General features: G+C 41.2%; 12 protein-coding genes and 4 pseudogenes. 13 read left to right on the forward strand and 3 right to left on the reverse strand.

What is annotated here, in order from left to right; genetic code table 11:
• Both thiL and mce read right to left on the reverse strand, forming a co-directional pair.
• Positions 1 to 953 (reverse strand): annotated as a pseudogene (gene thiL / locus QWY93_RS18070) (thiamine-phosphate kinase); the annotation flags it as partial.
• Between the two features lie 152 nt (positions 954 to 1,105).
• Positions 1,106 to 1,506: pseudogene (mce, locus tag QWY93_RS18075) on the reverse strand (methylmalonyl-CoA epimerase).
• 94 nt (positions 1,507 to 1,600) lie between these two features.
• Between mce and QWY93_RS18080 the strand changes: the two are divergent.
• The 13 genes and pseudogenes from QWY93_RS18080 (at position 1,601) to QWY93_RS18140 (ending at position 12,184) form a co-directional block, all read left to right on the forward strand.
• Positions 1,601 to 1,927 (forward strand): HesB/IscA family protein, encoded by a 327-nt coding sequence (locus tag QWY93_RS18080; RefSeq protein ID WP_290246608.1) that lies wholly within the window; start codon positions 1,601 to 1,603, stop codon positions 1,925 to 1,927.
• Between the two features lie 220 nt (positions 1,928 to 2,147).
• A complete protein-coding gene (locus QWY93_RS18085; RefSeq protein ID WP_290249819.1) occupies positions 2,148 to 2,753 on the forward strand; it encodes a carboxypeptidase-like regulatory domain-containing protein in 606 nt (201 codons plus the stop codon).
• A gap of 54 nt (positions 2,754 to 2,807) precedes the next feature.
• Positions 2,808 to 3,728 (forward strand): annotated as a pseudogene (locus tag QWY93_RS18090) (hypothetical protein); the annotation flags it as partial.
• Positions 3,668 to 5,221 (forward strand): SusC/RagA family TonB-linked outer membrane protein, encoded by a 1,554-nt coding sequence (locus QWY93_RS18095; RefSeq protein WP_290249820.1) that lies wholly within the window; start codon positions 3,668 to 3,670, stop codon positions 5,219 to 5,221. The pseudogene QWY93_RS18090 and the gene QWY93_RS18095, both read left to right, overlap by 61 nt.
• 54 nt (positions 5,222 to 5,275) lie before the next feature.
• The gene (locus QWY93_RS18100; protein WP_290249821.1) at positions 5,276 to 5,596 is read left to right on the forward strand and encodes a hypothetical protein; all 321 of its coding nucleotides are present in this window, start codon (positions 5,276 to 5,278) and stop codon (positions 5,594 to 5,596) included.
• Positions 5,590 to 6,630 carry a RagB/SusD family nutrient uptake outer membrane protein gene (locus tag QWY93_RS18105; RefSeq protein ID WP_290249822.1) on the forward strand — a complete coding sequence of 347 codons (1,041 nt, stop codon included), beginning with the start codon at positions 5,590 to 5,592 and terminating at the stop codon, positions 6,628 to 6,630. Before QWY93_RS18100 ends, QWY93_RS18105 begins: the two co-directional genes overlap by 7 nt.
• A 270-nt stretch (positions 6,631 to 6,900) precedes the next feature.
• Positions 6,901 to 7,994: pseudogene (gene gcvT, locus QWY93_RS18110) on the forward strand (glycine cleavage system aminomethyltransferase GcvT).
• Between the two features lie 89 nt (positions 7,995 to 8,083).
• Positions 8,084 to 8,812 carry a 2-phosphosulfolactate phosphatase gene (locus QWY93_RS18115; RefSeq protein WP_290246612.1) on the forward strand — a complete coding sequence of 243 codons (729 nt, stop codon included), beginning with the start codon at positions 8,084 to 8,086 and terminating at the stop codon, positions 8,810 to 8,812.
• Between the two features lie 388 nt (positions 8,813 to 9,200).
• A complete protein-coding gene (locus QWY93_RS18120) occupies positions 9,201 to 10,325 on the forward strand; it encodes an aminotransferase class I/II-fold pyridoxal phosphate-dependent enzyme (protein WP_290246613.1) in 1,125 nt (374 codons plus the stop codon).
• A 1-nt stretch (position 10,326) separates the two neighbouring features.
• Positions 10,327 to 10,926, forward strand: coding sequence for a dethiobiotin synthase (gene bioD / locus QWY93_RS18125; protein WP_290246615.1), 600 nt, complete (start codon positions 10,327 to 10,329; stop codon positions 10,924 to 10,926).
• 112 nt (positions 10,927 to 11,038) lie between these two features.
• Complete coding sequence (locus QWY93_RS18130) at positions 11,039 to 11,566, forward strand: hypothetical protein (RefSeq protein ID WP_290249823.1); 528 nt, start codon at positions 11,039 to 11,041, stop codon at positions 11,564 to 11,566.
• The gene (locus QWY93_RS18135) at positions 11,536 to 11,721 is read left to right on the forward strand and encodes a hypothetical protein (protein WP_290249824.1); all 186 of its coding nucleotides are present in this window, start codon (positions 11,536 to 11,538) and stop codon (positions 11,719 to 11,721) included. The genes QWY93_RS18130 and QWY93_RS18135 overlap by 31 nt, the downstream gene beginning before the upstream one ends.
• A gap of 94 nt (positions 11,722 to 11,815) precedes the next feature.
• Complete coding sequence (locus tag QWY93_RS18140; RefSeq protein WP_290249825.1) at positions 11,816 to 12,184, forward strand: beta-ketoacyl-[acyl-carrier-protein] synthase family protein; 369 nt, start codon at positions 11,816 to 11,818, stop codon at positions 12,182 to 12,184.
• A 114-nt stretch (positions 12,185 to 12,298) separates the two neighbouring features.
• Here QWY93_RS18140 and QWY93_RS18145 read toward each other — a convergent pair whose 3' ends face one another.
• The gene (locus QWY93_RS18145) at positions 12,299 to 12,625 is read right to left on the reverse strand and encodes a nucleotide pyrophosphohydrolase (protein WP_290246617.1); all 327 of its coding nucleotides are present in this window, start codon (positions 12,623 to 12,625) and stop codon (positions 12,299 to 12,301) included.
• Positions 12,626 to 12,682: the final 57 nt, after the last annotated feature.

Raw genomic sequence — 12,682 nt, forward strand, 5'->3', positions numbered from 1 at the left:
CAGATTTGGTCACATGGCCAATAAAATGGACATCTGGATGCTTTTCTAATTTATCGAAATCCTCCTGCTTAATGGTAAAAAGCAGCTCATAATCTTCTCCTCCATTCAATACACAGGTAATCGGATCCAGCCCAAATTCCACTGCAGAATCATATGTTTGTTTATCAATAGGCAATTTATCCTCATATATTCTTACTCCAACACCAGACTGCTTGCAAATATGAAAAAGTTCAGAGGCAAGTCCATCAGAAATATCAATCATACTGGTAGGAACTACATTTAAATCGCGAAGTTCATGGATGATATCCATTCTGGCATCTGGGCGAAGTTGCCTACCGGTAACATAGGCATATTTTCCAACTGGGGTTGCATTTTGGGATCGGCCATAAACACCTCTTTTCCCTTTCCAAAACCTGAAGGCCCATCAAAGCCCCTCCCAGGTCACCTGTTGCACAAATGATATCCTTATCTTTGGCCCCAGACCTTAACACTTCTTTTCCTTTTTCCACCTCTCCTAATACAGTAATAGAAATCACCAATCCTGCCCGGGAGGAAGTAGTGTCTCCACCAATGATGTCCACATTATAATGTTCGGCTGCAGCATTTACTCCTGCATACAAAGCATCTACAGCCTCAACAGAAAACCGGTTGCTTAATCCCACGCTGACTGTAATTTGCTTAGGAATCGCATTCATTGCAGCAATATCAGAAACATTGACAGCCACGGCTTTGAACCCCAAATGCTGTAATGGAGTGTAAGACATATCAAAATGAACTCCTTCCAGTAACAGGTCGGTAGAAATCACCTGGACAAAATCCCCCTTGTCCAGTATTGCAGCGTCATCACCGACGCCTTTTATGGTACTTGGATGTCGAAGCTTTATATTTTCATTTAAATGATCAATTAGACCAAACTCTCCCAATTCACTTATTTCCGTTCGCTTTTCCTTCATGATATATTGTAATTTATTTTGAAGGCCTAACGCCTTAACCTTTCCTTCTTTTCTGGTAAATCCACCAATTTTATTTTTTGGAAGGTATTGCTCTCCTCCCAAATTTCCATTGGAGGGTAAATAACATTTATGTTTTTCCCTGTAAATGAATTTTATTGAGTCGATTGACAAATCTCCACTAACACCCCATTGGTGCTTCGGGGATGCAAAAATACAACTAATTTATGATCAGCCCCGGTTTTGGTTGTTCATTTAACAATTCAAACCCCTCCTTTTTCAATCGCTCCATTTCTTTTTGAATATCCTCCACTTCAAATGCGATATGATGGATTCCTTCCGCCCTCTTTTCCACAAACTTGGAAATTGGGGAATCAGGTCCAGTTCCTTCCAATAATTCCACCTTGGTATCGCCAACCTGAAAAAAGGACGTTTTCACCCCTTCACTGTCTACCATTTCCTCTTTATAAGCCTTATTTCCCAACAGTTTGGCAAACAATTCATTGGATTGTTTCAAGTCTTTTACCGCAATTCCAAGATGTTCAATTTTTCTCATCCTTTAAATTTGTATATTTGTATTAGGAATTATTTCCAAGGTAAGCATGTTTTATGCTTACTTAAAATCAATTTGCATTAAAAAGCACAACAATATGATCATCGTTTCAGATAAAGCTAAAGCACGTATTAATGAATTAAGAGAGCAGGAAAGCCGAAGCGAAGAGGAAAACATCCGGGTTTCGGTAAAAGGTGGAGGATGCTCAGGTCTGATGTATGACCTGGGTTTTGATGCCAACATTGCTGAAAATGATCAGGTTTTTGAAGACAAAGGCATTAAAATCATTGTGGACAAAAAAAGCCTCCTATACCTGGCTGGTACTACCTTGGAATTTACAGATGGATTAAATGGAAAAGGTTTCCAATTTGTCAACCCCAATGCTTCCAGAACCTGCGGATGCGGTGAAAGTTTCTCGATTTAAAAATTTCTTAATTATTTTTTCGAGCACGGCAGACCTAAGCCGTGCTTTTTTTATGCCTTCCTCCCGATATACTCCAAACTGCTATCAAAATATCAAAAATTTTTTTATTGCATTTTCTTCAAAATCAAGACATTATTTTTATTTTGATAAAAACTATTGGAATAATCTAATAAAAGACCATTAGTCCTTTTCAATTTTTAACACCCAACTCTAATAACCCATGAAACAATGTTTAATAATGGCCATTGTTTTAATATTGTTTTCCAGTATTAGGACATTAGCTCAAAACAGATCAATCACCGGAACGGTTCTCTCCGCTGAGAATAATAGTGCCTTGCCCGGTGTGAATATCCGGATCAAAGGCACCACTAAGGGAACCTTTACCGATATTGATGGAAAATATCGCATTCAAGCCTCTGAGGATATGGTCCTGATATTTTCCTTTGTGGGTTTCCATCCCGTGGAAGTCCCTGTAGCCAACCAAAGCATTATTGATGTGGTTATGGAAACCGATGCCCGGATTTTAAGTGAAATTCTGGTGGTAGGTTATGGTAACATCAACAGGAGGGACCTAACAGGTTCTGTAGCACAAATTAGTGAACAGACCATTCAGGATATACCTGCCATTGGGATTGACCAAGCCATGCAAGGAAGGATGGCAGGAGTCCAGATTAATCAAAACTCTGGGATTCGGGTGCAGCAATTTCAGTTAGGGTCAGGGGCTCTTCCTCCATTTCTGCCAGCAACCGGCCTTTATTTGTCATTGATGGAATCCCCATGCTTACGGGCAGTCCTTCCCAGTTTGATTATGGTGGTCAGTCCATAGACGCAATTACAGACCTTTCCCCTCAGACATTGCCTCCATTGAGGTTTAAAGGATGCCTCTGCATCTTCCATTTATGGATCACGGGCAGCCAATGGAGTGATTTTGATCACCACCAAAAGAGGGGCCGACCAGAAAACCCAATTTAACCTTAATGTATATGGCGGATTCCAGGAATTATGGCGTAAACCTGAATTCCTGAATAGAGACCAATATTTGTTGCTATTCAAAGATGCTTTTGCTGAAGATTTCTTTGGGGAGCCTGCTGAAGAAATTTCCGACAATGAAATTCTTAACTTTTATTATGGGGGGCTTCCCTATCCTGAAAATACCGATACAGACTGGGTGGACGAAGTTACCCGAAAAGGCCCCATTCAAAACTATGAATTAAGCGCCAGGGGTGGAAATGATAAAACCCAGTTTTACATTTCAGGAAATTATTTTGATCAAAAGGGGGTACTCATCAATAGTCGGTTCCAAAGGATTTCAAGCCGATTTAACCTAGACCACTATATTAATGACAAGTTTTCCATTTCCCTAAACTCCGGTATTACCCGATCCACACAAAACCGAGTTTCCTCTGACAACACCCTATACAGCCCATTTTCCAATGCATTGGCTGCTTCCCCCCTATGGCCGGTTTATGAATCAGATGGTTCATACACCAGACCACAATTCTTCTATACCAACCCTGTAGCTGAAGGGACCGAAAATGATGATGAAAATCAATCCATAAGGGTATTTGCAAACGTACTGGGTTCATATGAAATACTTGATGGACTAAGCATTAATGTCAGGGGCGGAGGGGACATGCTTTACTTCCATGAAAGGAGCTATATCCCGACAGTTACCCAGGAAGTTTATCTACTCCCCAAGGAGGCTCAGGAACCTTTGCAACCTCTAATGTCAACAAATGGATGGTCGAAGGATTTCTGGATTACAAAAAGGTCCTCAACAACCTCCATATCCTTAATGTAGTTATAGGACATAACCGGGAAGAAAACCTCAGCTCTTCCTCCAGTGTCACCGGGATCCAGTTTCCGGGTGAGCGATTCCGCTATATTGGGGCTGCCGCCACCGTCAACCAGGGTTCAAATGGGGCTGGAGGCAGTGGCCTGGAATCCTATTTCGGTAGGACCAACTATTCTTATGAAGACAAATATTTATTCAGCGCTTCATTCCGGGCTGATGCATCTTCCCGTTTTGGGCCCAATAACCAATGGGGATTTTTCCCATCGGTTTCCGGAGGCTGGAAGATCAACGAGGAGGAGTTTATGGATGACCAAGAGTTCATTTCTGATCTAAAAATCAGGGCAAGTGTGGGTAAGGCAGGCAACCAGTCCATTGGAGGCTTTGCCTGGAAAAACCTGGTTGGAGCAGGTAATTACCTGGAAACATCCACCATTGTTCCGGTACAGTTGGGCAACCCGGATCTAAAATGGGAAAGCACCACGCAGACAGATGTGGGGATTGATGCCGGATTTCTGGATGGTAGAATCTATTTGATAGCCGATTATTATTACAAAAAAACAACTGACCTTTTGTTTGCCAGGCCCATTGCAACGCAAAATGGTTTTGGGGCTTATCAGTCCAATATTGGGAGCATAGAAAATAAAGGTTTTGAACTGACCATTTCTTCTATAAACATCAATAATTCAGCAATAGACCTTCAATGGAGATCCAATTTTAATATCACTTTCAACAAAAATAAGGTTCTAGAACTTTACAACAATGAGGATATATTCTATGGTTTCAATGGGAACTCCCTTGTATTAAGAGAGGGCGAACCTATTGGTTCTTATTATGGATTAATTGCAGATGGGGTGTTTATGACCCAGTCTGATGTTCCGGAATCCCGTCGGATACAAGGTATCCAAGCAGGGGACATGAATTACAGGGATATCAACGGGGATGGCGTTATTACAGATGATGACTTTACAATCATTGGCAATGCACAGCCCAAGTTTTATGGAGGATTAACCAATGAAGTGGAATTTAAAGGTTTTGACCTTCAACTTTTCCTGCAGTATTCTGTCGGAAATGATCAGTGGTTTGCCTCCGGGGCATTCCAGGAGGGAATGTTTGCTAACTTTTTTGATGATAATAACCGAACAACTGTCCTGGATCGTTGGCGATCGGAGGATGACCCAGGAAATGGGGAGATCCCTAGAGCAGCTTATGATGTTTCTGTCAACCGGAACAACCAACCCAATACCACCCGTTTTGTGGAAGATGGGTCCTATCTAAGAATTAAAAACCTGGTCATCGGCTATAAATTGCCCAAAGATCTTTTGGACCGGTTAAAAATGAGAAAGATCAGGATTTTCGCACAGGCGCAGAATTTATTCACCTTTACCGAATACACCGGTTTTGACCCTGAAATAAATTTTGCTGGTACTTCTAATGCAACACTGGCTACGGACTTTTACACTTTCCCCAGCCCAGAACTTATACTTTCGGTATTAACGTAGGATTTTAATAGATATGGACAAGGCAATTAAGATCAACCAAATAATATATGCGGCTTGTTTCCTGTTTTTTGGAGCACCGCCTGTGATACTTTGGACCAGGAACCGGTAAACACTATCGAAACCGAAGGAGCCATCACCTCTTTTAGTGATGCCCAGCTCGTCCTCAAAGGCATGTATGATGAGCTTCAAAGCGGTAATTATTATGGCCTAAGGTACCTGTATTATCAGGATGTATATGCAGACAACCTTTTACATTCTGGTACATTCACCACGGACCAGGAAATCAGTTCCCGTAGGATTAACCCATCCAACTTGCAAATTTCAGTACTTGGGCAACTTTATACAAAATTATCGGGACTGCCAAATTCATGTTAGAAGTTTTACCTGACATTCAGAATTTAAGTTCAAGTCAGGCTGCTGCTATTGAGGGAGAAGCAAGGTTTGTAAGAGCATTAGTTTATTTTGACCTGCTAAAAATCTTTGGAGGCGTACCCATTGTTACAGATTTTGTTACCACCACCTCCGAAGTTTCACTTGCGGGGAGGGCTTCCGAAACCGAGGTTTATAATTTTATCATTGAGGATTTGGAATTTGCTGAAAACAATTTGGGTAATACGCCCAATGCGCCATTCCGAGCCAATAATTGGGCAGCCACTGCACTTTTGGCAAGGGTGCATTTGCAGGTTGGCAATTACGCTCTTGCCATTCAAAAAGCCACAGAGGTGATCAATGCGGGCTATATCTTGCTACCCAATTATGGGGATATTTCCAGAATCAAGGGCAATAATGAAATGATTTTCGAACTGAATTTCACCAACAATGTTGGGGATCAAAATGGTTTAGCCATTTCATCAGACCCTTCCACAAGTGGACAAAAATTTTATGTCCGCCCCGCCTTTTACAATGCTTTTGTTGCTTCTGCCAACCAAGGGGATGAAAGATTTTCCACCTCTGTTTTGGAGCAAGGCAATAATTTAAGAGTAATCAAATATTTTAGGGTAAGTACAAGTGACGACAATGTTCCTATTTTAAGGTTAGCAGAAATGTACTTGATCCGTGCCGAGGCAAATGCCCGTCGAATCGGATCTGGCTTTACCACTGGAGCCATTATTGATGATATTAATATCATCCGGCAAAGGGCCGATTTAGACCCATTATTATTAACAGATATTCCTACAATTGCCGGAGCATTGGAGGAAATATTGGAACAAAGAAGGTTTGAGTTGCCTTTGAGGGGCACCGCTACTCAGACCTCAGAAGATACGGCCTGGCCGATGACTTGTTTCCTCCTGGTGAAAGTTTCCGGGAACTCTGGCCCATTCCATTGCAGGAGCTGGAACTCAACGAAAATCTTGTCCAAAACAATGGGTATTCCAGTGAATAAAACCCGTAAAAAGGCCTCATTTTAATTGAAAATGAGGCCTTTTTTTATCCAATTCCTTAAGGTATTTTTCCCTAAACATCAACTATCCTTTGACTTTCAGAGCCTTAGAGGCCTTTCATTTTATTCCCCACTTATTTTTTTCAAATTGCCAAGAAGATCAGATGAAAGAAAAATCATTTGCATTGAAACCCTGCTGCTTCCTGGTGTTAAATAAACCAACCGCATTTGGGAACAAGATTCGTAATGTTATCCCTCATTTATTACCTTTGCCGAAACAGTAACCAAATCTTTTTTCATGGAAAATACTATCAAGAAAGTTGCATTAAATGACACCCATGAGGAATTGGGGGCAAAAATGGTCCCATTTGCCGGATATAACATGCCTGTCCGTTACTCTTCCGACAGGGAAGAACACAATACTGTCCGAAAGGACTTGGGGATATTTGATGTATCCCATATGGGAGAATTTTTAGTCAAGGGTCCTCAAGCCCTTATTTTGATCCAAAAGATAACTTCCAATGATGCATCAAAGTTGGCAATCGGCCAAGCACAATATTCCTGTTTACCTAATGAAACCGGAGGCATCGTTGATGATTTGTTGGTCTATAAAATCCATGAAGAAAAATACCTGCTGGTTGTTAATGCTTCCAACATTGAAAAAGATTGGAATTGGATCCAACAGCATAACCAAGTAGGGGCTGAATTGGAGGATATTTCTGACCAAACTTCCCTCTTTGCCGTCCAAGGTCCCAAAGCCACTAAGGCCCTGCAAACTCTAACTCCAGTAAATCTGGATGAAATTAAATTTTACCATTTTGAAATAGGTGAATTTGCCGGAGTACCTGATGTCATCATTTCGGCAACTGGTTATACAGGTGCGGGTGGATTTGAGATTTATGTTCCCAATGATCATGCGCAAAAAGTATGGGATGCCATATTGATGCAGGGAAAGATTTGGGGATTAAGCCCATCGGTTTGGGGGCAAGGGACACACTTCGCTTGGAAATGGGGTATTGCCTATATGGAAATGATATTGACGAAACAACCTCACCAATTGAAGCAGGATTGGGCTGGATCACCAAATTCAACAAAAAATTCATCAACCGGGACCAATTAGCCAAACAAAAAGAAGAAGGTGTTTCGCGAAAGCTGGTAGGTTTTGTTTTGCAGGAAAAAGGAATCCCCAGAGCACACTATCCCATTGTTAACCTACATGGAGAACAAATCGGTGAAGTTACTTCCGGAACCCTCTCCCCCAGCATGGGAATAGGCATAGGTTTAGGGTATGTGGATTCCAAATACGCAAAGCCTGGCACATCCATTGCAATAACTGTCCGGAAAAAAAACCTGGAAGCCAAAGTGAAAAAGTTACCTTTATTGGATATTTAAAACCAACTTTTAATAAGCATTACATTACAATTAACCCGGTTAGCCCAGGCGGATTATTAAATCCTAATGGTTGGTCGAATAACAATAAAATGAAAAAAATAGAAATTTGCTTAAGTCCTGAACTGATTCACCTTCATGATTTAAAAGGGAAAATTGTAGTCGTGGTGGATATTTTCAGGGCTACTTCAACCATGGTTACAGGCCTTGCCAATGCAGTTCAATCCATTACTCCCGTAGCTGGCCTTGAAACTTGTCGGGCCATGAAAAAGGAAGGGTACATCATTGCCGGAGAAAGAAATGGCCAGACCGCCGAAGGATTTGAGCTGGGCAACTCTCCCTTGAGTTACCTGAAAAAAGCTTATGAAGGGAAAAAAATAGCAGTGACAACCACCAATGGCACCTTAGCCATTGAATTATCCAAAAAAGATGCAGATGAAGTAATTCTTGGTGCCTTTTTGAATTTGCAAGCCACTGCTGATTATTTAGTTCAAAAAAATAAGGATGTGGTCATCCACTGTGCTGGCTGGAAGGGCATGTTTAACTTGGAAGATTCCTTGTACGCAGGTGCCCTGGTAAAAAGGCTTGCTGGGCATTTTACTTTTGATTGTGATGGAGCCATAGCCATGAAATCCCTTTTTGAGCAGCACCAAAACAACCTTCAAGGCTTTTTAAACCAGGCTTCTCATGCCAAGAGATTGCAAAATCACAATATCGAAGCGGATATTGACTTTTGCCTGACTATGGATAAATATGATTTGGTGGGAAAACTTCAGGGAGAAGCCTTGATCAAGGTAAATCCTCAAAAGGAAACTACTTAGATTTGATTAGGCAAATTACTTAAGTTAGGGACTTTTTATACCAAGTTTCAGATGGATCCTACATGGAATACCCCCTTGATAAGTATGGGGGTTTATGAACAATGATCACGGAACTTTTACCTCAATTTTTTTTAAGGTTAATTTGGAACACCTAGCGAGAGGTAATTTGCTAAAAACCAAAGAGGAGGTAATTCAAATGATAAATACCGAAATCGGAATTTATCATTTCCCTTTTTTAATTGCCTTAGTTCTTTCCTCCCGGCACTTTGGTCTTTATTAGCGGAGCTTAGGAACTGGGAAGTTCCCTGCTGGGAACTCCACACCAAAAAAGCTTAGCAGATTCAAAGCCCCTTTGCAATCCCACTGATCTGGTTTACCTTTGTGGTTCATGGAGAATATTCACCAATTTATTCAACAAAAATTGACCCAAGCGGAGGCTGCTAACCAATTAAGAAGCCTCAAACCAAATGATAAGCACAAGGTGGATTTTTTCTCCAATGATTACCTGGGTTTTTCCCAAAAAGGATTACTCCAAAAGCAAATCACCTCAACAAAAGTTTCTTCCGACTGGATGGGGGCAACGGGCTCCCGCTTAATCAGTGGAAATCATTTGGAAATTATCCAATTGGAAAAGCTGGTAGCCCAATCCATGGAAAGTCCTGCTGCCCTTTTATACAATACCGGATATTTGGGCAATTTGGGTTTACTTTCGGCCATTGGGGATAAGGATAGCCTGTTTATATATGATGCACAGGTTCATGCCAGCATCAAAGAAGGCATGAGGTTGAGTTTTGGACAAAAGGTGTCTTTTAAACATAATGACACTGAAGACCTGAAAAAAAAACTGCAACTACATTCGAATAATCCAAAAAAGATTTATGTGTTGACCGAGGGGCTTTTTTCCATGGATGGGGATTTTCCTGATTTAGCCAAAACCCTCAGCCTTTGTGAGCAATATAATGCGGGATTGATCATTGATGAAGCGCATTCATTGGGAACCCTTGGTGAAGACCAAAAGGGATTGGCCCACCAATTTCGGAATCACCCGCATTTATTGGCAAGGGTCATCACCTTTGGGAAAGCTGCGGGAAGTCATGGTGCCATGGTATTGGGAAGTGAAGAATTGATACAATTTCTGGTCAATTTTAGCAGGGCTTTTATTTATACCACTGCTCCTTCTTTTGAGCAAGTGATGACCCTCAATGCTTCTTGGAAGTTGCTGGAGCAAAAAACCAATTTTCAAAACCTGGAAAAGATAATCCAAAAGTACCTGGAGTTGGTGCCTTCTAAAGCCAATTCCTTTTCCAAAAATAAAAGCCCCATTCAAGCTTGGTTTTGTTCAGACATTGGCCTGCTCAAACAAAAAGCTGCCAGGTTAAATGAAGCTGGTTTCAATGTGTACCCTATTCTTTCCCCCACAGTTAAAAAAGGAACTGAACGGATACGGATTGTATTACATGCATTTAATACCCCGGAAGAAATTTCACAACTAATTGAAATTCTGAATCATTAAAATGAAGGATAAAATATTTGTCACAGGCATAGGAACTGGAATTGGCAAGACGGTCGTTTCTGCTTCCATTTGCAAGACTTTTGGTCATGCTTATTGGAAACCAGTGCAATGCGGGGATTTGGATGAGTCAGACTCTCATTTTGTGGCCAAGCATGTTCCTCATGCCCGGGTCCATTTGGAGGCCTATCGACTTGAAACCCCACAAAGTCCTCATTGGGCAGCGGAAATTGAGAATACTCAAATTGACCTGAACCACAATCACCTCCCTTCTGAAGCAGGCAAACTTTGTGTGGAGGGAGCAGGTGGATTGATGGTTCCCTTGAATGATCAGGAGACCTATTTAGATTTTCTCCTAAAAACTGACCTACATCCTGTCGTGGTGATCCGCCATTATTTGGGCAGCATCAATCACAGCATGCTGACCTTAAAAGTATTAGAAAATGCAGGATTCAAAGATTTCACTATTATTTGGAATGGATATCCGGTACCAAGTTCTGAAAGTGCTATTCTACAAAGGTTTTGTCCCTCACAGGTCTACCGATTGGAAGAATGGGAAAACCAAAATGAAGAAATACCAAAATTGATGGCAGAAAATCAATAAAATTCCATCCCAGGAAAAGTAATTCGGCAAGGTTTCTTTAAATCATAAAACCTTTCCCCGGGAATTGATATAATAATTCAGGAATTGATTAAAAAAAGCTTAGGGAAATTCAATGGAAAATAATTTCATCACCATAAAGAAAGGCATTGGCATCAATCCATTGGGATTATTTCCCTCGGAGGAAAACCAAAGATATGCTTCACCTTGCCACCAATTATCTATCAATGCCAAAGGAGATTGGGCAGGAAACATTGAACCCGAATTATGGAAAAGGGTGGATCAATACATTCAAGGGGAAGGCCACAAGGCGGAACGGTTTCCATCGGAAGCCAGATTGCTATCTTATTTGATCCAAAAAATGGACCTCAAGGCTCACCCCCATCAAATGATCAATGCAGCTACATCCAGGGGAAGCATTGATTACCTTGTCCAAACCCAACGGAAACACTCCAAATTACCTGTATGGACTTCACCTCATTCCACCTTGGGTTTGCGAGTAGTTGGCCGGGATTACTTCATAGCTCCAAATCCCCATTGTTTTTTCAGTCTTCCACTTGCAGCAGTTTTGGACTTACACTTCAAAATGCTTTTGCCTGGCTTAATAGTGGAATGGCTGAAGATTTTATCGCAGCAGCGGTAGAATGTCCCACCGGGCCGTTAACTATCGACCAGATGAAATCCATTAGGATTTATGCCCCATTTGGAAATGAAATTGATTATCCAAGCCGTTCCATGGATTTTAATAAAGCTCAAAATACCATGGTTTTGGGGAAGGGGCTTATGCTTTTCAGTTAAGTAAGGATAAGGGAGAAGGATTGGCCTTACTTAAAGGGGTTGGGTCTTCAATAGAAAAAATTCATCATTCAACAGAGTTATCCCCCAATGGAAATTGCATTGTTGGGGCTGCTCAAAAAGCAATGGATATGGCGGAGATCAGTCATGTCGATATGATCATGGGCACTTCCCTGGAACCAAACTTGGGGACCTTGCAGAGAAAACTGCTTATGAAAGGGTTTTTGGGGATAAGGTGCCCTATACCATTTCCAATAAATGGAAAGTTGGCCATTCTTTGGGATCCAGCTTAGCTGCCAATTTGGATCAGGCCATTTCTATTCTTCAAGGTCAATACCTTCCTGAAATGCCTAATTATGTCCCAATTCCAAAAAATGTGCCTGACAAAATCGAGAATATTTTGATCACTGCCCTGGGATTTGGTGGACAGGCCATTAGTGCGGTAGTAGGCAATATGGAGGGGTGAATATTATATGGGGATTGCACTCCTTATTATTCTTAGGTCCTGATTGTAAATCAGGACCAGCTTAACGGCTATAAAACACCGTAATTTCGAAAGACTTAAATTCCGCACAACACGCTATTTCAACTTTTCATTACCCTTATGCCGGTCTTTATCCCGGATATTTTTCTTTTCAAAATTCCTTTCCAATGCCTGAGTCAAATCAATCCCGGTTTGATTAGCCAAACAGATCAAAACCCAAAGTACATCTGCCATTTCATCCCCAAGATCCTTGTTTTTATCACTTTCCTTAAAAGACTGTTCCCCATATTTCCTGGCAATGATCCTGGCTAACTCCCCCACTTCCTCCGTTAAAATGGCCATATTGGTCAGCTCATTAAAGTACCTTACACCAACGGTATTAATCCATTCATCCACTTTTTTCTGCGCTTCTTCTATTGTCATTTTATTTAAATTAGATTATAAATGCTTTAACCTAACAGGAACGATTTTACAAAGTCA

Origin of the sequence: Echinicola jeungdonensis, assembly GCF_030409905.1 — a bacterium.
Classification (GTDB): domain Bacteria; phylum Bacteroidota; class Bacteroidia; order Cytophagales; family Cyclobacteriaceae; genus Echinicola; species Echinicola jeungdonensis.

Bases quoted from the DNA above. Each gene is read 5' to 3' on its own strand.
- QWY93_RS18080 (WP_290246608.1), top strand. From the start codon at position 1,601: ATGATCATCGTTTCAGATAAAGCTAAAGCACGTATTAATGAATTAAGA.
- QWY93_RS18085 (WP_290249819.1), top strand. From the start codon at position 2,148: ATGAAACAATGTTTAATAATGGCCATTGTTTTAATATTGTTTTCCAGT.
- QWY93_RS18095 (WP_290249820.1), top strand. From the start codon at position 3,668: ATGGTCGAAGGATTTCTGGATTACAAAAAGGTCCTCAACAACCTCCAT.
- QWY93_RS18105 (WP_290249822.1), top strand. From the start codon at position 5,590: ATGTTAGAAGTTTTACCTGACATTCAGAATTTAAGTTCAAGTCAGGCT.
- QWY93_RS18115 (WP_290246612.1), top strand. From the start codon at position 8,084: ATGAAAAAAATAGAAATTTGCTTAAGTCCTGAACTGATTCACCTTCAT.
- QWY93_RS18120 (WP_290246613.1), top strand. From the start codon at position 9,201: ATGGAGAATATTCACCAATTTATTCAACAAAAATTGACCCAAGCGGAG.
- bioD (WP_290246615.1), top strand. From the start codon at position 10,327: ATGAAGGATAAAATATTTGTCACAGGCATAGGAACTGGAATTGGCAAG.
- QWY93_RS18130 (WP_290249823.1), top strand. From the start codon at position 11,039: ATGGAAAATAATTTCATCACCATAAAGAAAGGCATTGGCATCAATCCA.
- QWY93_RS18135 (WP_290249824.1), top strand. From the start codon at position 11,536: ATGGCTGAAGATTTTATCGCAGCAGCGGTAGAATGTCCCACCGGGCCG.
- QWY93_RS18145 (WP_290246617.1), bottom strand. From the start codon at position 12,625: ATGACAATAGAAGAAGCGCAGAAAAAAGTGGATGAATGGATTAATACC.